Origin of the sequence: Streptomyces sp. NPDC002232, assembly GCF_042890295.1 — a bacterium.
Classification (GTDB): domain Bacteria; phylum Actinomycetota; class Actinomycetes; order Streptomycetales; family Streptomycetaceae; genus Streptomyces.
In genome coordinates, this window is record NZ_JBIARV010000001.1 from 640,626 (window position 1) to 663,261 (window position 22,636).

Here is a 22,636-nt window from a genome sequence, read left to right on the forward strand (position 1 = left end):
CCCCGAAACGGACCGTTAACACACGTACCGGAGAGCGATCGCCGATATGCGGACACCTCGCCTCCGAAATGGAGTTGACGCGACTTGACGAAAAGCCCGGGCCCCCACAGCTTCTGTGGGGGCCCGGGCTCCGTTGCTGACGTCATGTCAGCCGAGAGCGGCGTAGATCACAGGTCCGTGACCTACCCCGCCGTACTCGGCCGTATGCGACCTTACTCAGCCGTTCTTGGCGCGGGAAGACGCCCGGCCACGCGCGTTCTGGTCAAGGATGACCTTGCGGATGCGCACGGCCTCCGGGGTGACCTCGACGCACTCGTCGTCGCGGCAGAACTCCAGCGACTGCTCCAGGGAGAGCTTCCGCGGCGGGACGATCGCCTCGAAGGAGTCGGCGGAGGAGGAGCGCATGTTGGTGAGCTTCTTCTCCTTGGTGATGTTCACGTCCATGTCGTCGGAGCGGGAGTTCTCGCCGACGATCATGCCCTCGTACACCTCGGTGCCGGGGTCGGTGAACAGGACGCCGCGCTCCTGGAGGTTGGTCATCGCGAAGGCGGTGACCGCACCGGCGCGGTCGGCGACCAGCGAGCCGTTGTTACGGGTCGTCAGGGTGCCGAACCACGGCTCGTGGCCCTCGTGGATCGAGTGGGCGATGCCCGTACCGCGGGTGTTGGTGAGGAACTCCGTACGGAAGCCGATGAGGCCGCGGGACGGGACCACGAACTCCATGCGGACCCAGCCGGAGCCGTGGTTCGACATGTTGTCCATGCGGCCCTTGCGGACGCCCATGAGCTGCGTGACCGCGCCCATGTGCTCCTCGGGGACGTCGACCGTGAGGCGCTCGACGGGCTCGTGCGTCTTGCCGTCGACCTCCTTGGTGACGACCTGCGGCTTGCCGATGGTGAGCTCGAAGCCCTCGCGGCGCATCTGCTCGACCAGGATGGCGAGCGCGAGCTCACCGCGGCCCTGGACCTCCCAGGCGTCCGGGCGCTCGGTGTCGAGGACGCGGAGCGAGACGTTGCCGATCAGCTCGCGGTCCAGACGGTCCTTGACCTGGCGGGCGGTGACCTTGCGCTGCTTGACCGCGGACTTGGCGTCCGCGCCCTTGCCCGTGCCGCCGCGGCCGACGAGCGGCGAGGTGTTGGTGCCGATGGTCATGGAGATGGCCGGCTGGTCGACCGTGATCAGCGGCAGCGCGATCGGGTTCTCCGGGTCGGCCAGGGTCTCGCCGATCATGATGTCGGGGATACCGGCGACGGCGCAGATGTCACCGGGGCCGGCGACCTCGGCGGGCTTGCGGGTGAGCGCCTCGGTCATCATCAGCTCGGTGATGCGGACGTTGGAGATCGTGCCGTCCCGCTTGATCCACGCGACCGTCTGGCCCTTGCGCAGCTCGCCCTGCTCGACGCGGAGCAGCGCGATGCGGCCGAGGAAGTTGTCGGCGTCCAGGTTGGTGACGTGCGCCTGGAGCGGGGCCTCCTCGTCGTACGACGGGGCCGGGACGTGCTCCAGGATGGTGGAGAAGAACGGCTCCAGGTTGTCGCTGTCCGCGGGAACGGTGCCGTTCTCCGGCTTGGTCAGCGAGGCGATGCCGTCACGGCCGCAGGCGTAGACGATCGGGAACTCGATCTGGTCCTCGTCCGCGTCCAGGTCGAGGAAGAGGTCGTAGGTCTCGTTGACGACCTCGTCGATTCGGGAGTCCGGGCGGTCCGTCTTGTTGATGCAGAGGATGACCGGCTTGCGCTGCTGGAGCGCCTTGCGCAGCACGAACCGGGTCTGCGGGAGCGGACCCTCGGAGGCGTCGACGAGGAGGACGACCGCGTCGACCATCGACAGACCGCGCTCGACCTCGCCACCGAAGTCGGCGTGGCCGGGGGTGTCGATGATGTTGATCGTGATCGGGGCCCCGCCGTCCTTGGGGTGATACTTCACCGCCGTGTTCTTGGCGAGGATCGTGATGCCCTTCTCACGCTCCAGGTCGTTCGAGTCCATCATGCGGTCGTCGAGCTGCTGGTGGGCGGCGAAGGCACCGGCCTGCTTGAGCATGGCGTCGACGATGGTCGTCTTGCCATGGTCGACGTGGGCGACGATGGCGACGTTACGGATGTCGTGGCGCGTGGGCATGGGTGCTTGCGCTTCTCTCGGATCGTGGGATGCGGCGTCAGTTCCTCGTACGCCCGCCGGGCGGACGCGCCACGGCTATGTCCTATGGTACGGGGCTGCCGCGCAAGGGGCTTCCCCGGCCAAGATCCGAGAGGTGGTGCCGGGAGTTCTGGGGGGTGTGGGGCAGGTCGTGCGACCGGGTCAAGGGGCCGTCGCGATCCTGCCCGCCGGGGTCACCGGCGGGCAAGGGTATTGAGCTGCTTCTGAGGTTGTGAGCTGCGCTTTCAGAGGTTTCAGCGGTTTCTTTCGGCGCCCTTGGAGGATTCGGGCTTCTTGAACCCGATGTCCTGGTAGCGCGGAGTGCCGAATCCCCAGGCCCCGGCGTTCGCGAGATCGGCCCGGGCGGCGACGAGCTGCGGGCGCTGGTAGAGGGGGATGGAACCGGCCGCGGCCCAGATCCGGGCGTCGGCCTGGCGCACCAGGTCGCGGGCCTCCTCCTCGTCGAGCGTCCCCGCCGCCTGGTCGAACAGCTGGTCGATGCGGTCGGTGCCGACGCGCGAGTAGTTCTGCTCGACCAGGAGCGAGCCGTCGGAGGCCGGCTCGGGCTTGGCGAAGATCGGCCGGGCGTCGGTCGCCGGGAAGGCGGAGGCCGGCCAGGAGTAGAGGGCCAGGTCGTAGTCGCCGGAGGCGACGTGGTCCTTGAAGAAGCTGTCGTCGGAGACCTTGGTGACCTCGGTGCGGATCCCGACCGCGTCGAGCATCCGGACGATCTTGTCCCCGACCGTCCGCAGCGACTCGGAGCCCGGCCCGGACGGCAGGACGAAGCGGAGGCTCAGCGCCTTGCCGTCCTTGCCGAGGGCCTGGCCGGCCTCGGGGGCCGTCACGGGGGCGGCGGTGCCGCGCGGGGCGTAGGCCCCGGCCATCCCCTGGTCTGGCTTGGCGGCGGGGGCACCGGCGCCGGTGTCGAGCGACTGGACGCGGGCGAGGAGCGCGGCGCTCTGCCGGGCGGCGGCGGAGCCCGGGACGAGCGCGTCGGTGGCGCTCTCGGGACCGTTCGCGCCGATGGCGGGGGCGGCGCCGACGTCGCCGGGCTTGTCGTCGCCGACGATGTAGAGGCCCTCGTCGGAGGCGGCGTCGTCGTCCGCCTTCTTCTTGGCGTCGGTGGAGCCCCCGGCCTTCTTCTCCGTCTCCGCGGTCTTCCCGGTGGTCTCCTTCTCCTCCTCCTTCTTCTTTCCTTCCTCCCCCTTCTTTCCTTCCTTCTCCTTCTCCGCCTCGCTGCCCGCCTTGGTGCCGGGGGGCTTCCGGAGCGCGCCGCCGGGGACCCAGCCCGCGTCGGCGAGGAGCGCCTGCGCCTCCTTGGTGTCCTGACCGCCGAGCGCGTCGCTGCCGTCCGCGTAGGCCGCCTGGCCCGCGAGGGCGAGGTGGCTGCCGGGGGGCCGGGCGGGGAGGCCGAGCGGCTTGAGCACGACGTCGGCCAGTTCCTGGCGGTTGATGGCGCGGGCCACCGCCCGCCGGACCCGCTCGTCGGCCAGCGGGCCGGACTCGCCGTTCAGCGAGAGCTGGGTGTAGGCGGGCTCCAGGGACTTGCGCACCACGTACTTCGCCAGGGCGTCCTGGGCGCTCGCGTACCGGGCGATCGCCTCCTGGTTCTCCTTGCGGGCCGCCTGGACCTCCTCCGCCTTCTCGTCGTCGGAGCCGTGGGCGAGGGCCCAGGACTTCAGCGCCTTGGAGGGGGTGATCGCCGCGCCCGGGCCGTGGGCGAGGGCCGCCTGGGCGCCGTTGCGGCCGGCGCGGGCGTCCCGGAGGGCGAGGGTGATCCGCTCGGCCGCGGGCCGGTCGATCTCGGCGAGGTCGAGGGTGCCCGCGGCGAGCGCGTCGGCCCGCTCGGCCCGGGGGACGGCCTTGAGGACGACGCTGTCGAGCTTGGCGGGCCGGCCCCACCAGCGGGGGTTGCGGGCGAGGGTGACGTCGCCGCTCCCGCGGTCGACGGTCTTGAGCAGGAACGGTCCTGCGGTGGCCTTGATGGTGGTGCGCGCGCCGTCGTTGAAGGCGTTCGGCGAGCCCATCACCTGCTTCGGGTAGAGGGGCGAGAAGAGGGACTGCCAGTCGGCGTAGGGCTTGGCGAAGGTGACCCGGACCTCCAGGTCGTTCTTGCCGCGCTCGATCTTCTCGATCCGCTCGTAGCCGGAGTTGCGGGCGGTCCAGTACGCGGTGTCGCGGCCGCTCAGCGCGCGCCACTGGGCCACGAAGTCGGGGGCGCCGATCTCGCGCCCGTCGCTCCACACGGCCTGCTGGTTGAGCTTGTAGAGGACGACCTGCTTGGGCTCGGTCTCGATGACCTGCGCGCTCTCCAGGTAGTCGGGATTGAGCCGCGGCCGGCCGCGGTCGTCGAGGGTGTAGAGGGAGGGGAGCACGGCTCCGGCGATGCGGGCGGTGGTGCCGTCGGCGTCGGCCTGGAAGGCGTTGAGCGTGGTGGGCACCCCGTCGACGGCCCAGCGGAGGGTCCCTCCGTCGGCGACCCGGTCGCGGGCGGCGGGCGCGTCGTCCTGGGCCGCCGCGGGCGTCTCGTCGGCCTCGTCGCCGGAGCTGCAGCCCGCGAGGACGGTGACCGCGAGGACCGCGCTGGTGAGGGTGGCGACGGAGCGGAGCGTGCGGGAGCGCGGGCTCCTGGAGCATGTCCTCCCGCGAGGGGCGCCGATCTGGGACATGACTTGTACCCTTCGTCCAGGTTTATGCCATATGGAGATGATCAGACCTATTGCCCATTCACTGAAAAGGACGGAGCGGATCCGGCCACGGCGACACGGCGGCGCGCCCACCGAACCCCACTCGTGCGGCCCAACGACTCGGGCGGGCGCCCTCTGTCGCGAGGCGCGGGTGCCCTCCGGTCGCGAGGCGCGGGCGCCCTTCCGTCGCGACACGCGGGCGCCCTCCTGAGCGCGGGGTGAAGGGCGCCCTTCTGAGGGCGAAGTGCAGGCGCCCTCCCGAGCGTGAGGTGACGGACGCCCTTTCTGGCGGGGGCCGTGCGCGGGGCGCCGTGGGCATGCCCGAAAGGGCCCCTACGGCGTCGGGGCCGGGACGATACGGGACACCCCTACAGCCAGCCCGCCCGGTAGGCCGCCCAGTCGGCGTCCTCCGCCGCGAAGTCGACGTACAGCGCGAGGCCGAACCGCTCGCGGCCGGGATCGGTGCGGCCGAGGCCGAGTCTCGCGCCCCTGACCGCCGCGGAGACCGTCTCGGCGGCCTCGTGGTGGCCGAGGTCGTCCTCGTGGAAGAAGGGGAGGCCCATGAGCAGGTCCGTACTCCCGGGGGTCACCTCCAGGGCGAGGGCCGTCTGCTGGGCGACGTAACCGCCGTAGAGGCTCTCCAGCGGCATCCAGGAGTCGTACGACATGACGGCGATCTGGTCGACGCGGCGGGCGACCTCGCCGAAGAACTCCTGCGACCACCACTTCTCGCTGCCGTTCGGGCTGACCGCGCCGAGGGCCGCGTGGGCGCCCGGCAGCGGGTCGATCTGGTGGGCGGCCACCGAGAGCGGGACTCCTCGGGCGCCGGTGAGCCTCCCGAGGTCGTCGAGGAGGGAGAGGTAGTCCCGGTCGCCGGAGTGCAGCGGCTCCAGGTCGAAGTGGACCCCGTCGAAGCCGGCGTCGAGGACCTGCCGGGCCGATCCCACGACGGCGCGGCGCGACCCCGCGTCCTCCAGGCGCAGACCCACCGGCCCCTCGCTGGCCAGGACGTCGCCCAGCCAGGCCTGCACCCGTATCCCGGGCATCAGGCGGTGCACCCCGTCGATCAGCCACCGGACGCGCGGGTACTTCGCCGCACGCAGGGTCCCGTCGTGCTCCAGGGGTCCGGCGTGCACGTACAGGTCACGGACGCCGCTGCCCTTCAGCCGCGCGGCGAGCGCCGTGAGGTCGGCGTCCTTCTTCCGCCCGTCGACCCAGGCGTGCCCGATCCAGAACGCGTCCTTGCCGCGGGTCCGCGCGTCGTCCCTCAGGTCGCCGGCGTAGCTGACGCGCAGCGCCAGGGCGCCGAACAGCGGGGGCACCACGAGCAGCAGCACGAGACCGAGGACGAACCAGCGCCCCCGCCGCCACACACGCCTCAGCCTTCCGTCCACCCGAGCCCCCCGAGAGCCGTCGCGTCACTGGAACCACCGTAGCGGCGGCTACTGACAGTGACGTCCGGGCGGCTGGGGACGGTTGCGGACGGCGGGGGTCCGGTCGCGGGCGCAGATACCCGGACCGGACGGCAGGTGTCCGGTCGCGGGCGCAGATACCCGGACATAACCTCCCCTTTGTGACGCGAATAGCCACCCGAGCCCTTCTCGCGGTGCTGGTGGCGGCGTGGTGGCTCCTCGTGCCCGCCGTACACGGTGCCCACGCCGACGATCCCGTCGTCCTCTCCCGGGACGGGCAGATCACCGACCGGGTGGACGCCCTCGGGGACCGCCGCGCCTCCGTGGTCCAGGCCCTCGACCGGCTCTACGACGACCGGCGCGTCCAGCTCTTCGTCGTCTACGTACGGGACTTCTCCGGCCGCTCGGGCCAGAGCTGGGCCGACGCCACCGCCGAGCGCAACGGGCTCGGCGTCGACGACCTCCTGCTCGCCGTCGCCACCCACGACCGGCAGTACGGCTACTCGGCCGACCCCGGCTCCCGCTTCACCCAGGCCCAGCTCGACGAGGTCGCGCGGACCGCGATCGAACCGGCCCTGCGGCAGAACGACTGGGCCGGCGCAGCCATCGGCGCGGCGAACGGCTACGGCGCCGTGCTCGCCGGGCAGCCCGTCCCCGCCCCGGCCGTCACCCCCGGCCCCGCCGATCCCGGGACCGCGCCCGACGACGGCACCTCGGCGACCGACCTCGTCCTGCCGGTGGTCCTCGTCGGCGGCGCGGGGGCCGTCGCGGCCTACGCGTACACCAAGCGCCGGCGCCGTGCCGAGACCCGCACCACCCCGGGCGGCGGGCAGGGGTGGGGCCCGCCGAAGGAGACCGCGCCGCCCTCGCTGGACGAGCTCGACGGCGAGGCCCGCCGCACCCTGGTCGCCACCGACGACGCCGTCCGCACCAGCCAGGAGGAACTCGGATTCGCCTCCGCCCAGTTCGGCGAGGAGGCCGTCCGGCCCTTCACCGAGGCCGTCGACTTCGCCAGGGAGCAGCTGACGGCCTCGTTCCGGCTGCGGCAGAAGCTCGACGACGCCTACCCCGAGGACGACGCGACCCGCCGGGGCATGCTGGACGAGATCCTCCGCCGCTGCGCCGAGGCCGACGCGCGTCTCGACGCCGAGACGGAGGACTTCGACCGGCTGCGGGCCCTGGAGCGCACGGCCCCGGCGGCGCTCGCCGCGGTGGAGGAGACCCTCCGGGAGCAGACCGGCCGGATCGGGACGGCCGAGGCGACGCTGACCGCGATGCGCGAACGGTACGCGGAGACGGCTGCGGCTCCCGTCGCCGGTGACGTCGAGCAGGCGAAGGACCGGCTCGTGTTCGCCACGGCCCACGCCGGCCAGGCCCGCGGGCGGATCGACGCCGGCGACAACGGCGGGGCGGCGGTGCACATCCGGGCCGCCGAGGGCGCGGTGGACCAGGCCGCCCGGCTCATCGAGGCGGTGGACCGCCGGGCGCGGGAGCTGGCCGAGGCCGTGGGGAAGCTGCCGGGCGCGCTCGCGGAGACGGACGCGGACCTGGCGGAGGCCCGGGGGCTGCTGAAGGGCACCGCCGAGGGGGTGTCCACGGCCAACCTCCAGGGCCGGATCGCCCGCGCCGAGTCGGTGATCGCCGAGGTGCGGCGGGGGGTGGACGCCGGGCGGTACGACCCGATCGACGCGCTGCGCCGGGTCGAGGAGGCCGACGGGGCGCTCGACGAGACGCTGGAGGGCACGCGGGAGCGCGACGCGGGGACGCGGCGCGCCCGCGTGCTCCTCGACCAGGTGATGCTGACGGCCCGTTCGGCGATCGGGGCAGCCGCCGACTACATCACCACGCACCGGGGCGCGGTGGGCAGCGAGGCCCGTACGCGCCTCGCCGAGGCCCAGCGCCGCTGGGAGAAGGCCCGGTCGCTCGCGTCCGGCGGCGACCCGCAGGCGGCGCTGACGGAGGCGCAGCAGGCGGACGCCCTGGCCCGGCGCGCCCAGGACCTCGCCGAGCGGGACGTCCGCACGTACGGGAATCCGAACGGCCTCGGCGGTGCGCGCGGGCCGGGCGGAGGCGGTGGCGGTGGCGGCGGGCTCGGCGGCGCGGTGCTCGGCGGCATCATCCTCGGCGGACTGTTCGGCGGCGGGTCCGGCCGAGGGGGCGGGGGCGGTTTCGGGAGCGGGGGCGGTTTCGGGGGCGGAGGCTTCGGCGGCGGGCCCGGCAGCTTCGGCGGCAGCGGCACCCGCGGCCGACGGGGCGGCGGCGGCCGTTTCTGAGTTCCACGCGATCTCCAAGGAGCGAGACATGAGCAGCAGGCAGACGATCCTCGGCCGGGTCACCCAGCTCGCGAAGGCGAACATCAACGCCCTCATCGACCAGGCGGAGGATCCGCAGAAGATGCTGGACCAGCTGATCCGCGACTACGCGAACAACATCGCGGAGGCGGAGGAGGCGGTGGCGGCGACCATCGGCAACCTCCGGCTGATGGAGCAGGACCACCAGGAGGACGTGGAGGCGGCGAAGGAGTGGGGCGGCAAGGCCCTCGCCGCCAGCCGGAAGGCCGACGAGCTGCGGGCCGGCGGGCAGGCGGCGGAGGCGGACCGCTTCGACAACCTGGCGAAGGTGGCACTGGGGCGCCAGTTGCAGTCGGAGAAGGAGGCGAGGACCGCCGAGCCGACGATCGCCGCCCAGACCGAGGTCGTGGCGAAGCTCAGGACCGGCCTCGACCAGATGAAGGCCAAGCTCGGCGAGCTCCAGGCCAAGCGCGACGAGCTGGTCGCGCGGGCCACCTCGGCCCGGGCGCAGAACCGGATGATGGACGCCGTGAAGAACATCGACGTGCTCGATCCGACGAGCGAGCTGGGCCGCTTCGAGGACAAGGTGCGCCGGGAGGAGGCGAAGGCGCTGGGCAAGCAGGAGCTGGCCGCCTCTTCGCTGGACGCCCAGTTCGAGCAGCTGGACGCGCTCGGCGACAGCGCCGAGATCGAGGCCCGGCTGGCCGCCCTCAAGAACTGAGGCCGCGCGGGAGCCGAGGGTCCTCGGGAGCCCCGGGAGCCGCGGTGGTCGAGGGCCGACGGACCCAGGGACCGAAGTACGCGAGGACCGAGGCCCCCGAGGACCGACGTGCTCCTCGCCCGAGGCCGGCGGTGGCGGCCCCTCAGAACATGCTGAGGAGCTGTTCCACCGTCGGCTCCGCAGCCCCCTCGCCGTCCGGCAGGGCCAGTTCGAACCAGACGGTCTTGCCGCGCGGGGTGCGCCGCGAGCCCCAGGAGGAGGAGAGCAGCCCGACGAGCTGGAGGCCGCGGCCGCCCTCGTCGGTGTCCCGGGCCCTGCGGCGCCTCGGCTGGACCAGTCCGGCGTCCCAGACCTCGCAGACGAGGGTGCGGTCGCGCAGCAGGCGGAGCCTGATCTCGCCCTCCCCGTAGCGCAGGGCGTTGGTGACGAGTTCGCTGACGAGCAGTTCGACGGTGTCGACGAGGGCGTCCAGGTCCCAGGCGGCGAGCTGCGCGCGGGCGAGTTCGCGGGCCCGGCCGACCGAGCGGGGTTCCCTGGGCAGCTGCCAGTCGCCGACCGCCTCGCCGGGCAGCCCCTGGATCCTGGCCATGAGGAGGGCGATGTCGTCCTCGCCGTGTCCGGTGTCGAGGCTGGTGAGGACGCGGTCGCAGACGTCCTCCAGGGCGCGGTCCGGGTCGGTGAGGGCGCGGCGGAAGGCCTGGAGCCCCTCGTCCAGGGGATGGTCGCGGGACTCGACGAGCCCGTCGGTGTAGAGGGCGAGGAGCGCGCCCTCGGGCAGTTCGACCTCGACCTCCTCGAAGGGTTCCCCGCCGACGCCGAGCGGCATCCCGGGGGGTACGTCGAGGAGCAGGGCCGGCTCGCCGGGCTCCACGAGCACCGGCGGGAGGTGTCCGGCGTTGGCGAAGGTGCAGCGCCGGGTGACCGGGTCGTAGACGGCGTAGACGCAGGTGGCGAGGTAGACCTCGGAGAGCTCGGGTCCCCGGTTCTTGTGGCTGCGGGACTGCTGCGCGCCGATGGGGGCGCCCAGGCCCCGGGCGATCTCGTCGAGGTGGGAGAGCACCTCGGCGGGCTCCAGGTCGAGCTGGGCGAGGGTGCGGACGGCGGTGCGGAGTTCGCCCATGGCGACGGCGGCGCGCAGGCCGCGGCCCATGACGTCGCCGATGACGAGCGCGGTGCGGTGCCCGGGGAGTTCGATGACGTCGAACCAGTCGCCGCCGACCTCGGTGGCGGCGGTGCCGGGGAGGTAGCGGCAGGCGATGTCGAGGCCGGCGGCCTCGGGGTCGCCGGGCGGGAGCAGGCTGCGCTGGAGGATCAGGGCGCGCTCGTGCTCGCGGCGGTAGAGGCGGGCGTTGTCGATGCAGACGGCGGCGCGGGCGGCGAGTTCGACGGCGAGGGCCCGGTCGCGCTCCCCGAAGGGCTCGCTGCCCTTGGCGCGGGAGAACTGGACGAGCCCGACGAGGGTGTCGTGGGCGACCATCGGGACGATCAGCGTGGACTGGACGAGGTCGCCCTCGCCGCCCGGGACGGTGCGGACGCGTCCGGTGCGCAGGGCTCCGGCGCAGGGCGAGTTGAAGGGGTAGCGGTGGACGGCGCCGACCTCGATGGGCACGGGTCCGCGACAGCCGCTGTCCGGTCCGTGTCCCTCGTCGGTCCTGAGGGGGGTGTCGGAGACGGCGCTGGCGAAGGCGACCCTGCGGAGTTCGGCGCTGCCCGCTCCGTAGCCGACGTCGTGGGAGTTGCCCCAGCGGCCCGGTGGTGCCTCGTCCCCGGTGAGGAGGCCCTGGTAGAGGTCGACGGAGGCGAGGTCGCAGAAGCCGGGGACGGCGACGTCGAGCAGCTCGCGCGCGGTGGCCTCCAGGTCGAGGGAGTTGCCGATGCGGGCGCCGGCCTCGTTCAGCAGGGCGAGGTTGCGGCGGGCGTTGGCGGCTTCGCGGGCGGCGTTGTGGCGGCGGGTGACGTCGATGCCGAGCCCGGCGACGCCGATCGGGCGGCCGGAGCCGCTGTGCACGCGGTAGAGGTTGATGGACCAGTGGCGGCGGTCCCTGGCGCCGGGGGCGGCGCCGATGATCTGGAAGTCGGTGACGGACTCGCCCGTCTCCAGGACCCGCCGGAGGGCCGTGGTCATCCGGTCCGCCTCGGCGTGGCCGAGGTAGTCGTGGACGGTCCGGCCGCGGTGGTCGTCGGCCTCGCCGCCGAAGACGGTGGCGAAACGCCGGTTGGCCCGCTTCACGGTGAGGTCGGTGCCGAAGAGGAGGAAGCCGAAGGGGGATTGGCCGAATATCGCCTGGGAGGCGGCGAGGTCGGTCTCGATGCGGCGCAGGGCGCGCACGTCGACGACGATGCACAGCGCGGCCCGTTCCCCGGTCTGGGTCTCGCTCGGCATGACGTACATCTCGGCGATGCCCCGGGGCCGGTCCTCGCCGGGCATGCGGAACGGGACGAGGCCCGTCCACTCCTTGCCGTCGAGGATCTCCTTGACCCGCCGGTGGCCGCGCTCCCGCAGGTCCGCGGGCATGAAGGCCTCGACGGGGTCCTTGCCCCTGGCCTCCTCCGCGGTGACCCCGAACAGGTCCACGGCCCGTCGGCTCCACTGCTCGACGAGGCCGTCCGGCCCGATCGAGAAGGAGGCCACCCGGATGTAGTCATAGATCGAGCCGGGCGGGCTGCTCTGCCACACGACGCCGCCGCTCGCCGTCTCAGGTATCTCGCTCACGCGACCGTCCCCTCCAGCTCACCGCACCGGACCGGCCATGCCCGCAGTATTCAATACAGCGGGCCCCGACGGCACGACGTTCACGATCACAGGGTGGTCTCGTTCGTCCCTCGCCGAGTACCGGTGATCGTTGTCCCACCCTGTTTACTCACCCGGGAGAGCCAGCTCGAACCATACGGTTTTGCCCTGGCTTCCTCTACGGGTCCCCCAGCGGCGGGCGGAACAGGCCACGAGACCGAGGCCGCGGCCCCCTTCGTCCTCGGGTCCCGGGGCCCGCTCGGTGGGGGGATCCGGAAGCGGATCGGAAACCTCCACCAGGAGCGCCGGCGGATGCGCCGGGTCGGCGCCGTCGGAGCGGGGCCGGACGAGCCGGACCCCGATGGGTCCGGAGGCGTACCGCAGGGAGTTGGTCACCAGCTCGCTGACCAGCAGGACGGTCACATCGCCGAGCTCCTTGTCGAGCTCCCAGGCGCGGAGCGTCTCGCGCACCGCGTGGCGGGCCGTGCGCACGGCGTTCGCCTCCGCGGGGAAGTGCCACTCCGCGCGGTCGCCCTCGGTGTCGATCACACCCGATCACTTCCCCAGCCGTGCGTCAGCAGGAAGGTCCAGCCCCCTCCCCCAGGGGACATTCTGCACATACCCGCTATTTGGGGCGGGATATCCCGTCGGGGGCGTCCACAGGCGCACGGTGGCACGAACGGCGTAGGAAGTCAGTCGCGCGCGCCACCGCCGGGGGCGGCGGGCAGTCTCAGCGCGGCCTCGGCGACGGCGGGGCGGTCCTGGTCGAGCCAGTCGACCGAGTCGAGTTCGCCCCGGGCGAGCCAGCGCAGTTCGTCGTGGTCCTCCAGCGGGCGCGGTTCGCCGGAGAGCAGCCGCGCGGTCCACACCCGCAGGACGTATCCGGGTTTCAGCGGCCAGACGCCGGGGAGGGGTTCACCCGGCTCGACCTCCACGCCGAGCTCCTCCCGCAGCTCGCGGACCAGGGCATCCTCCGGGGTCTCGCCCGGTTCGAGCTTGCCGCCGGGCAGTTCCCAGCGGCCGGCGAGCTCGACGGGGGCGCTGCGGCGGGCGGCGAGCAGCCGACCCCGGTCGTACAGCGCGCCGGCGACGACGACCACGACGCCGGCCCCCTGGCCGGGGTCGGCGTCGCGGTGGTGCTCGTGGGATGCGGCGGGGCCGGTGGCGCGTTCCGTCATGGGCGTGAGCGTAGCCCGGACCGGGCGGGGCCCGCCGGGGTCAGAGGGCGGGGGTGCCGATGCGCTCGACCCAGTAGAGCTGCTTGTGACCTCGGTCGTCGAGACTGTCCGCGATCTTCTGGGCCTCGGCCTCGGTCGCGTACCGCCCCACCCGGTAGCGGTTGCCGTTGTCGTCCTGCCGTATGACGAGCCAGGCAAGGACGGGGCCGCTGTCGGTCATCAGGCTTCTCCCTCCGCCGGTCCGGGCACCGTCAAGGATCTCCGGGAAACCGCAATCCGCATATGCCGGAGCTTACGCCTGACCTTCACACAGCGGATACGGGTTTTCACAAAGAGGCACGGATCGGCCGGGAACCGACGGACGGAGGCCGAAGGTCACACTCCGGGCGCCGCCGCGGGGACGGTGGGCACCGGCATCAGGACGGGACCGCGGCCCGCGCCCCCGGGGTCCTTGCGGCAGGCGTCCCCGCACGTGGCGTCGAGCGAGCAGCACAGCGAGCAGACGGGGCCGGACCGCACCGGGCAGTCGGCGATGTCCGGCAGCTCGTAGGCCGTCTCGCACTCGGCGCAGGTGTGGGTCGCGCGCTCGTCGGCGACGTCGGCCCCGGGGCCGTTCACGGTGTTGGGGCGGGCCAGGTAGTAGCGGCCCCGGGTGGCCCACGCGATGAGCGGGCAGAGGACGAGGGCCAGGCCGGCGGCGATGAAGGTGGAGAACGCCTCGGCGTAGGTGCCGAAGAGGCCGAAGAAGGCGAGGATCGAGACGACGGAGGCGATGACCATCGCACCGAAGCCGGCCGGGTTCACGGCGTACAGGTAGGCGCGCTTGAACTCGATGTACGGGGGGCTCCAGCCGGCCCGCTTGTTGATGACGAGGTCGGCGGCGACGGCCGCGATCCAGGCGATGCCGACGTTGGAGTAGAACCCGAGCAGCTTGTTCAGGGCGGCGAACATGTTCATCTCCATCAGCGTCAGCGCGATGACGAGGTTGAGGAAGATGTACCAGACGCGCCCGGGGTGCCGGTGGGTGACGCGGGAGAAGAAGTTCGACCAGGACAGCGAGCCGCTGTAGGCGTTGGTGACGTTGATCTTGATCTGGGAGACGATCACGAAGAGCGCAGCGGCGGGCAGCGCGACAGAGCCGAGCCAGGGCCTCAGCGCCTCGATCTGAGGGGCGATCGGCTCCAGGGCGTGGGTCTTGCCGACGGCCTCCAGGGCGACGAAGGCGAGGAAGGCGCCGCCGAGCTGCTTGGCCGCGCCGATCACGACCCAGCCGGGTCCGGCGGCGAGCACGGCGAGGTTCCACCGGCGCTTGTTCGCCTCGGTCTTCGCAGGCATGAAGCGCAGGTAGTCGGCCTGCTCGCCGATCTGGGCGATGAGCGAGAGCGCGACGCCCGTGCCGAGACCGAAGCCGATCCACGAGAAGCCCGCTCCGGCGCCCTCCGTGCCGCCGAAGGAGGCGAAGGCGCCCCAGGCGTCGGGGGCCTCGAAGGCCAGCACGGCGAAGGGCAGCACCAGGCCGACGAGCCAGATCGGCTGGGTCCAGGCCTGCACCTTGGCGAGGGCGCCCATGCCCCGGAAGACGATCGGGATGACGATCAGCGTGGTGACGAGGTAGCCGGCCTGCACCGGGAGGCCGACGGCCTGGTGCATGGCCTGGGCCATGATCGAGCCTTCGAGCGCGAAGAAGATGAAGGTGAAGGAGGCGTAGATCAGCGAGGTGAGCGTGGAGCCGAAGTAGCCGAAGCCGGCGCCGCGGGTGATGAGGTCCATGTCCAGGCCGTACGTGGCGCAGGCCCGGGCGATGGGGATGCCGGTGAGGAAGATCAGGGCGGCGGCGGTGAGGATCGAGGCGAGGCCGCTGGTGAAGCCGTAGGTGAAGACGATCGAGGCGCCGATCGCGAAGTCGGCGAGGTAGGCGATGCCGCCGAGGGCGGTGCCGGCGACGGTCCCGGGCGACCAGCGCCGGAAGGAGTGCGGGGCGTACCGCAGGGAGTAGTCCTCGCGGCTCTCGTCCGCGGCCAGCCTGGCGTAGCTGCGGCGGGGTCCGGCGTGCGGCTCGGGGGCCGCCTCCGGCTGCGGGGTGGGTGGGGTGACCGTGTCCGTCATGAGGGTTCCTGTCGTCCGACCGGGTCGCGGGTACGGACGAGGAAGGTAGGAGCCGCGCGTGACGGCGGGCGTCGGCGGGCGGTTGCCGCGCGGTTACACGAGTTGACGCCCCGTTAACTCGCGGTCACACCACCCGGACGGCCGGACCCGCTGAACGGTCGGGACAGTGGTCGCGGGGGGCGACGGAGCGACGGAGGGCGGGAGGGAGCCACCGGCGGGGCGGGCGGGCGCGGAGGCCCCGCCAGGCACCGACGCCGCACCGCCGGAGGCCCCCGTACCCCCGCATCCACCCCACCCCCGGAGCCTCACCGCACCGGTAGGTGGTAGGCGACGCGATAGCGGTCGGCGGGGACGACGACGTCGGCCGTCTCGACGGCGCGGCCCGAGGCGTAGTACGTCCGCTCCAGGACCATGACCACGTGCCCCGGCACCCCTCCGAGGGTCAGGAGCTCCTCGGCGAGACCCGGCCGGGCGCCCACCTCCTCCACCACGTTGTCCACGACGACGTCGATCGCCGCCATCCGCTCCACGACGCCGCAGCCGCCCAGCGGACCCTCCTCCGGCAGCATGACCGGAGTCCGGCCGGTGACGGCGAGGGGCTCCCAGGAGGTGGAGATCATCATGGGCTCGCCGCCGTCCCGGTAGACGTACCGCGTGCGCATCACCCGCTCGCCCGGGTCGATGCCGAGCCGCTCGGCCACCTCGACGCTCGCCGGCTCCTGCTCGCTGCGCGACTCCCAGGTGCCACGGGCCCCCTCGGCGGCCTGCTCCTGGCGGAACGGGCTCGCGCCGGACGCGGCCCGGTAGCCGGAGCGGGCGATCCGCCTCGGGACGGGCCGCTCGCGCACATAGGTCCCCGACCCCGAGCGGCCCTCCACCAGCCCCTCCGCCATGAGCACCTTGCGGGCCTCCAGCGCGACGGTGTCCGACACCCCGTACTCCTCGCGGATGCGTGCCTGCGAGGGGAGGCGGGTATGCGGCGGAAGCGAGCCGTTGGCGATCTTCTCCCGCAGATCGCTCGCCACGCGCAGATAGGCGGGCTGCTCACCGAACGTCACTGGACACTCCCCTCAGGTTGACTGTCAGCTACAGCCTGACAACCGACGGTCGCGATCCGCAAGCATGGGCCAAAGTTTCACTCGAAGTGATGACGATCCCGGCTACCGGCGGTCATGTCGAGACGGATGCCGTCAGACCCCTTGACCCCTATTGGTCCAGACCAATAAGTTCCTGCCCGCACGCTCCATCCCGCCTCGCACAGGAACGAGCCCATGCGCCCCAGAGCCCTGACCACGCTGACCCTCGGCACCGCCGCCGCGGCCGCCCTCGGCCTCCTCGCCACCCTGGCCCCCGCCGCCGACGCGACCCCCAGGGCCCCGCACACGTCCGCGTCCCCGCACGGGACCGCGCACACGCCGGCGCTCAAGCGCGTCGGCTACTTCACCCAATGGGGCATCTACGGCCGGAACTTCCAGGTCAAGGATCTGGAGACGAGCGGCACGGCCGCCAAGCTGAGCCACATCAACTACGCCTTCGGCGTGATCGGCGCGGACGGCAAGTGCCTCGTGGGCAACGCCCCGGGCGCGGACCCGTGGGCCGACTACGTCCGCCCCGTCGACGCCGCGAACTCCGTCGACGGCGCCGCCGACACCGCCGACCAGCGGCTCGCCGGCAACTTCAACGAGCTGCGCGAGCTCAAGGCGAAGCACCCCGGCCTCAAGGTCATGATCTCGCTCGGCGGCTGGAGCGGCTCCGCGCACTTCTCCGACGCGGTGCGCACCGACGCCGGCCGCAAGGCCCTCGTCGCCTCCTGCATCGACACGTACATCAAGGGCAACCTGCCCGTGGACGGCGCCCGAGGCGGCGCCGGGGCCGCGGCCGGGGTCTTCGACGGCATCGACCTGGACTGGGAGTGGCCCGGCTCGGAAGGCGCCCCGGGAAACGTGATCCGCCCCGAGGACAAGCCCAACTTCACCAAGCTCGTACGGGAGTTCCGCACGCAGCTCGACGCGTACGGCCGCACGCAGAAGCAGCGCCGGCACTACGACCTCAGCGCGTACGTGCCCACCGCGCCCGCGAAGATCGACGCGGGCTTCGAGGTCGCCAGGATCATGCGGGACTTCGACTTCGTGAACCTCCAGGGCTACGACTTCCACGTCTCCGGCGAGGCGACCACCGCCCAGCAGTCGGCGCTCTACGCCAAGGACGACTTCAGCGTCGACCAGACCGTCCGGGCCTGGCTGCGGCGCGGCGCCCCCGCCCACAAGCTCGTGGTCGGCATGCCCTTCTACGGCCAGGGCTGGACCGGAGTGACCGGCGGCGGCGACGGACTCGGGCAGCCCGCGGCGGCCCCCGCCCCGGCCACCTGGACGGCCGGCACGGAGGACTACAAGAACCTGAGGAAGCTGGCCGGTTCGGGGACGTACAAGCTCTACCGGGGCGCGAAGAACGGCCACGCCTGGCTCTTCGACGGCACGACCCTGTGGACGTACGACGACCCGACCGTCCTGCGCGCCAAGTCCTCGTACGTCCGGCAGAACGGGCTCGGCGGCGCGATGGTCTGGTCCCTCGACGGGGACACCCCCGACGGCGAGCTGATCACCGCCATCGACCGGGGTCTCACCCGGCGCTGAGCCACCCCCCGAACCGCGGACCGGCGCCCCGCCGCCCACGGTGAACCGGCACGGCGGTCGGTCACGGGCCGCCGCACCGGTCCACCGCCGCCGGTCCGCACCCGACGGGGCCGGGCCTCCCGAGAAGGGAGGCCCGGCCCCGTCCGTATGCCCGGGCCGTCCCAACGCCCGGCCCCGTCCGTATGCCCAGCCCCGTCCGTACACCCGGCCCCGTCCGCACGCCCGGCCCCGTCCGTACGCCTGGCCCCGTCCGTACGCCCGGGTCCGCACCCCGTCGGCCAGGCCGCGCGGGTCCGCGCCCCGGCTCCCTCCGCCCGCCCGGGGCTCAGGCCTGGGTGCCCTCGTCCGCCGGGGGCGTGCCCGTCAGGCCGAGGGCGGTCCGCGCCTCGGCGCCCAGGTCCTCGGGGAGGGCGTCCCAGGCGGCTTCGTACCCCTCCCAGTACGCGTCCGCGTCGGTCGCCGCGGTCATCGCGCGCCAGCGCTCCGAGGCCGTGTCGAGCTCCTTGCCGAGCGCCTCGAGCGCCGGCTTGGAGGTGCCGGGCCAGTCGCGGTCCCGCACGCCTTCGCGCGCCGAGTCGATCGCGGCCAGCAGCTCACGGGCCCACTGCCGGTTGGCCTCGAAGTCCTCGTCCGGGTCCTCCTCCGGCTCCCGGTAGCCGACCGTCTCGATCGGGTTGAGGCTGAGCAGGAAGTGCTCCTGGTCGAGGGTCAGCCGGGTCGTGTCGGAGCGCACCGAGCCCGAGAAGGGCTTCTCCCCGGTGAAGGCGCAGGTCACCTCACGGTCCCCGAGCCGCCAGCTCTCCCGGCTGGGCTGGTAGTAGGAGAGCCCGACGCTACGCGGGATCGCCCAGGTGTCCATCGCGTACGCCGCGTTGATCGGCTCGCAGCGCTCGTCCGCGATGTCTTCCAGCGCGTCGTCGCCGGGCCACGTGGCGACGCCGGTGACCTTGAACGTGCCGCTGACCTCGCCGTCGTGCGGGCCGGCGCAGTCGACGACGCGGACGTCCGTCGCGTACTCCTCGCCCTTGCTGTGGTCCGTGAAGCACTGCCCCGGGCGCAGCGCGAAGGCCGACCGCGAGCGGGAGGCCTCGTCGACGCCCTCCTTGAAGCTCTCGTACGCCGTCCGGAAGCCGCCGCTCACGAGCCCTGCGACGAGCAGCAGGCAGCTGACGACGGAGAGCGCGATGCCGGCGATCGCGAGGCCCTTGCCGTTCTGGTCCCTCTTCCTGATCCGCGGCAGGGCGACGAGGCCGAGGACGAGTCCGAGGGGCGGGACGCAGCACACGAGGCCGGCGACGAGGGAGGCGACGGCGAACCCGTTGGTGGAGCGGTGCTGCGGCTGCCCGTAGGGGGCGGGGCCGGGCGGCCCGTACGGCATTCCCGGGGACGTGTACGGGCCGGGCGCGGGCCACCCTCCCGCACCCGGACCACCCCCGGACTGCGGGCCGCCCGAGGGCGGCGGGGTCGGCTGGCTCGGCTGGCTCGGCTCCACGGGTGCGTGCTCCTGTGACGGGCGGGCGGGCGACGCGAACAAATGCTCGGTCGCGCATCGTACGTAAGGGGCGGCTGCCCTCGGGCGACCACCCCCCTGTTTCGGACGGGGAGCAGGCGCGGGGCCGGGACCGGAACTCCGGGGCCGCGGCGCCTTGGTGCGGACCTCCGGCCTGAGGTCTGGCCGACGCGGAGCAGGCGCGGGGCCGAGACCGGAACTCCGGGGCCGCGGCGCCCTGGTGCGGACCTCCGGCGCCGAGGTCCGGCCGACGGGCGAGGCGGCGACCGGTCCACGGCACTCCCGCGAGGTCCCGCGCACCTTCACGACACCCCTGCCGTACGACTGCGATGCTGCCGCCCATGACCTTCTACGAGTGCCCCGACTGCCGGACCCAGTCCCCCGTCTCCGCCCTCGCCTGGTGCTGTCCGAAGTGCCGCGGCCCCTGGGACCTCGCCTTCACGGGCGGGCCCGTCCCGCTCGCGTCCCTCGGCTCGCGCGTGAACTCGCTGTGGCGTTACGCGGAGGCGCTCCCGCCGCTCCCGCACGGGCCGGAGGTGAGCCTCGGCGAGGGCCGCACCCCGCTCGTACCCCTCACCGCGTCGGCCACCGGATCGGTCTCGGCCAAGCTCGACTTCCTCATGCCGACGCTCTCCTTCAAGGACCGGGGCGCCGTGATGCTCGCCGCGCACGCCCGCGCGCTGGGACCGCGCACGGTCCTCGCCGACAGCAGCGGCAACGCGGGCACGGCGATCGCCGCGTACGGCGCGCGGGCCGGGCTCGACTGCGTCGTGTACGTCCCCGAGGGCACCTCCCCGAAGAAGCTGGAGCAGATCCGGGCGCACGGGGCCCGGACCGTCGAGGTCCCCGGCGACCGCGAGGCGACGGCGCGGGCGGCGCGCGAGGCCGCCGACGAGCCGGGCGTGTTCTACGCCTCGCACGTCCACAACCCGTACTTCCTGCACGGCACGAAGACCTATGTCTACGAGCTGTGGGAGGAGCTCGGCGGCCGGCTCCCGGAGACGATCGTCGTCCCCGTCGGCAACGGCACCCTGCTCCTCGGCGCCGCCCTCGCGATCGAGGAGCTGTACGGCCACGGCCTCATCGGCACCCGGCCCGCGCTCGTCGCCGTCCAGGCGGAGGCCGTGTCCCCGCTGGCCGAAGCCTTCCACGCGGGCGCGGACGACCTGACGGAACCGGCGGTCGCGCGCCCCACCCTCGCCGAGGGCATCGCGATCCCGGCCCCGCCCCGCGCCCGGCAGATCCTCCGGGCGGTCCGCGCGACGGGCGGCACGTTCCTCACGGTGCCGGAGGACGAGATCCGCGCCGCCCAGCACGACCTGGCGCGACGCGGCCTCTTCGTGGAGGCCACCGGAGTGGCCTGCTGGGCGGCGGTGAACGCGACCCCGCCCCGCCCGGGCCTCACGGTGGTACCGCTCTGCGGGGCGGGCGCGAAGACGGGGCTGGTCCCGTGAGCCTGGGACCGGGGCGCTCCTGACGTACGGGGGAGCGGGCGGGCAGGCGGGCGTAAACACCTGGCCGCTCGGCGCCGTTCCCCGGCAGACTGCGTCCCATGAGCGGCAGTCGAGAGGTGACCGGCGTCGAGGCCCATGTGGCGGGCGCCACCGGCCGGATGGTCCTGCGGGACCCCCGGGACAGCGGGCACGGCGACGTCGTGGAGCGGTACGTGGTCGCCGGGGGCGGAGACGGCGGCCGGCCGCGCTACCTGCGGCTGCTCGGCGGCCGGTACCTGCACCCCGGGCAGGAGCCGGACCGCGACTTCACCCGCCGGATCGCCGAGGACGCGGCGAGCATCACCGACGAGGAGCTGGACGCCCTGCTCGCGTATGAGTGGCGGTCACGGTTCACGGCGGCCTGGCTGATCGGCGTGGACCGGCGGGCCCGGTTCCGCGAGCGGCTCGGCGCGCTGCTCCTGGCCAGCGAGGTCTGCTACGCGGGCGGGGCCTACTGCTTCGCCCTCGCCAGGCTCGGCACCCGCGCGGACGCGGAGCTCCTCGCCGCCTACCTGGACCGCTATCTGCCCCGGACCGACCTCCGGTACGACCAGCACAAGGCGCTCGGCTCGCTGCTGCGGCTCGACGCCGCCCTGGGGACCTCGTACGCCGAGCGGTTCCTCACCCCGGGCGGCCTCTGGGACACCTGGGTCGGTGTCTCGCCCGGCTTGCGCGACGACCCCGCCTTCACCCCGGAGGGGCTACGCGGATGGAGCGACCTCCGGTGCGACTTCGCGGACGGCTGGACCCGCCTCTGACGCCACACCGGGCGCCGCCCCCACGCCACCGCGCGGATCAGAACGCGGCGGCGCCGTCGCGGACCCGTCAGAACTCGTCGGCGCCGTTGCGGAGCTCGTACGTCCAGTAGCCCGTCTTCGCGGCGGCCTCGTCGACGGCCAGGCCGCCGGCGGGGGCCTTGACCACGATGCTGCCCTCGGCCGGGCCCTCGGCGGCGAAGAGGTTCACGTTGAACTCCTTCACGACCTTGTTGTCCTCGTGGACGCCGCCGAGCGCGATCCGCACGTTCGCGTACGCGGGCGCGCCGGCCTGCAGGACGATCGGGGTGCCCGGCTTGCTCTTCGCGACGGACGGGATGTCCTTGGCCGTCTGGATCGGGCCGAAGGCGATCAGCGGGTACTCCAGCAGGGTGCAGGAGCGACCGGAGACGTTGGTGGCGGTGAGGACGATGTGCTCGGTCGGGACCTCGTCCGCCTTCGCCGCCGAGACCTTGATGTCGCCGAAGGCGCAGGCGGGGGCCTTGGTGGAGCTCTTGCCCGAGCCGCCCGTGGTGCCCGCGGTGGAGCCGCGGCTCGCGGTGCCGGAGCCGCTGCCGGAGCCGGTGGAGCCACCGGCCGTGGAACCGCCCGTGGAACCCGAGCCCGTGGAGCCGGAGCCCGTCGCGCCCGCGCCGCTCTTCGCGGCCGTCTGGTCCGCCGTACCGCCGCCGGCCGTGCCGCTGCCCGCGTCACCGGTGGCGGACGGGGCGGAGCTCGCGCTGCCCGCGTCCTTCGCCCCTGCGGCGCCGTCCCCGCCGCCGCAGGCGGTCAGGCCCAACGAGAGGGCGGCCATGGCGGCGGCGGCCAGGACGGTGTGCTTGCGGTGATTGCGCATGGTGGTTCTCCCCCGTTGACGCGGTTCGGCCGGGGCCGCGCGCTCGGTGCGCGGGCCTCGCGGCACCGTCGTGTTCCCCGGTGCCGCTCTCAGCTTCCCGTTCCGCGCTGCCGTCCCGCTTGCGTAC

Annotated in this window: 16 protein-coding genes; 5 read left to right on the top strand and 11 right to left on the bottom strand. The window is 73.3% G+C overall.

Annotation, left to right across the window (positions count from 1 at the left end):
* Positions 1 to 216 precede the first annotated feature (216 nt).
* From typA to ACFYXU_RS02855, 3 genes are all read right to left on the bottom strand, one after another.
* Positions 217 to 2,118 carry a translational GTPase TypA gene (typA, locus tag ACFYXU_RS02845; RefSeq protein WP_351668950.1) on the bottom strand — a complete coding sequence of 634 codons (1,902 nt, stop codon included), beginning with the start codon at positions 2,116 to 2,118 and terminating at the stop codon, positions 217 to 219.
* Positions 2,119 to 2,390: 272 nt separating this feature from the next.
* Positions 2,391 to 4,805 (bottom strand): ABC transporter family substrate-binding protein, encoded by a 2,415-nt coding sequence (locus tag ACFYXU_RS02850; protein ID WP_389456288.1) that lies wholly within the window; start codon positions 4,803 to 4,805, stop codon positions 2,391 to 2,393.
* A gap of 386 nt (positions 4,806 to 5,191) precedes the next feature.
* Complete coding sequence (locus tag ACFYXU_RS02855) at positions 5,192 to 6,196, bottom strand: hypothetical protein (protein WP_389456290.1); 1,005 nt, start codon at positions 6,194 to 6,196, stop codon at positions 5,192 to 5,194.
* A 200-nt stretch (positions 6,197 to 6,396) separates the two neighbouring features.
* Between ACFYXU_RS02855 and ACFYXU_RS02860 the strand changes: the two genes are divergently transcribed.
* Both ACFYXU_RS02860 and ACFYXU_RS02865 read left to right on the top strand, forming a co-directional pair.
* A complete protein-coding gene (locus ACFYXU_RS02860) occupies positions 6,397 to 8,508 on the top strand; it encodes a TPM domain-containing protein (protein WP_389456292.1) in 2,112 nt (703 codons plus the stop codon).
* Between the two features lie 28 nt (positions 8,509 to 8,536).
* The gene (locus ACFYXU_RS02865; RefSeq protein ID WP_376514202.1) at positions 8,537 to 9,247 is read left to right on the top strand and encodes a PspA/IM30 family protein; all 711 of its coding nucleotides are present in this window, start codon (positions 8,537 to 8,539) and stop codon (positions 9,245 to 9,247) included.
* Between the two features lie 142 nt (positions 9,248 to 9,389).
* Here ACFYXU_RS02865 and ACFYXU_RS02870 read toward each other — a convergent pair whose 3' ends face one another.
* From ACFYXU_RS02870 to ACFYXU_RS02895, 6 genes are all read right to left on the bottom strand, one after another.
* Positions 9,390 to 11,960, bottom strand: coding sequence for a SpoIIE family protein phosphatase (locus tag ACFYXU_RS02870; protein WP_376514204.1), 2,571 nt, complete (start codon positions 11,958 to 11,960; stop codon positions 9,390 to 9,392).
* Between the two features lie 144 nt (positions 11,961 to 12,104).
* The gene (locus ACFYXU_RS02875; protein ID WP_376514206.1) at positions 12,105 to 12,527 is read right to left on the bottom strand and encodes an ATP-binding protein; all 423 of its coding nucleotides are present in this window, start codon (positions 12,525 to 12,527) and stop codon (positions 12,105 to 12,107) included.
* Positions 12,528 to 12,670: 143 nt separating this feature from the next.
* A complete protein-coding gene (locus ACFYXU_RS02880) occupies positions 12,671 to 13,156 on the bottom strand; it encodes a (deoxy)nucleoside triphosphate pyrophosphohydrolase (RefSeq protein ID WP_389407983.1) in 486 nt (161 codons plus the stop codon).
* 40 nt (positions 13,157 to 13,196) lie between these two features.
* Positions 13,197 to 13,376, bottom strand: a complete 180-nt coding sequence (locus tag ACFYXU_RS02885) for an SPOR domain-containing protein (protein ID WP_376514210.1) — start codon at positions 13,374 to 13,376, stop codon at positions 13,197 to 13,199.
* A 155-nt stretch (positions 13,377 to 13,531) separates the two neighbouring features.
* Entirely contained in the window at positions 13,532 to 15,262 is a 1,731-nt protein-coding gene (locus tag ACFYXU_RS02890; RefSeq protein WP_389407982.1) for a purine-cytosine permease family protein, read from the bottom strand.
* 305 nt (positions 15,263 to 15,567) lie between these two features.
* The gene (locus tag ACFYXU_RS02895; RefSeq protein ID WP_329854044.1) at positions 15,568 to 16,320 is read right to left on the bottom strand and encodes a GntR family transcriptional regulator; all 753 of its coding nucleotides are present in this window, start codon (positions 16,318 to 16,320) and stop codon (positions 15,568 to 15,570) included.
* 213 nt (positions 16,321 to 16,533) lie between these two features.
* Here ACFYXU_RS02895 and ACFYXU_RS02900 point away from each other — a divergent pair, with 213 nt between their 5' ends.
* On the top strand, positions 16,534 to 17,895 hold the full coding sequence (locus ACFYXU_RS02900) for a glycoside hydrolase family 18 protein (protein ID WP_389407981.1): 1,362 nt from the start codon (positions 16,534 to 16,536) through the stop codon (positions 17,893 to 17,895).
* Positions 17,896 to 18,220: 325 nt separating this feature from the next.
* On the opposite strand, the gene ACFYXU_RS02905 is transcribed toward ACFYXU_RS02900, so the two are convergent.
* A complete protein-coding gene (locus ACFYXU_RS02905; protein WP_389407980.1) occupies positions 18,221 to 19,273 on the bottom strand; it encodes a DUF4190 domain-containing protein in 1,053 nt (350 codons plus the stop codon).
* 473 nt (positions 19,274 to 19,746) lie between these two features.
* On the opposite strand from ACFYXU_RS02905, the gene ACFYXU_RS02910 reads away from it, so the two are divergent.
* Positions 19,747 to 20,859 carry a threonine synthase gene (locus ACFYXU_RS02910; protein WP_389407979.1) on the top strand — a complete coding sequence of 371 codons (1,113 nt, stop codon included), beginning with the start codon at positions 19,747 to 19,749 and terminating at the stop codon, positions 20,857 to 20,859.
* A 98-nt stretch (positions 20,860 to 20,957) separates the two neighbouring features.
* Positions 20,958 to 21,656, top strand: coding sequence for a DUF6000 family protein (locus ACFYXU_RS02915; protein WP_389456294.1), 699 nt, complete (start codon positions 20,958 to 20,960; stop codon positions 21,654 to 21,656).
* 67 nt (positions 21,657 to 21,723) lie between these two features.
* On the opposite strand, the gene ACFYXU_RS02920 is transcribed toward ACFYXU_RS02915, so the two are convergent.
* Complete coding sequence (locus tag ACFYXU_RS02920; protein WP_389456296.1) at positions 21,724 to 22,509, bottom strand: DUF4232 domain-containing protein; 786 nt, start codon at positions 22,507 to 22,509, stop codon at positions 21,724 to 21,726.
* Positions 22,510 to 22,636: the final 127 nt, after the last annotated feature.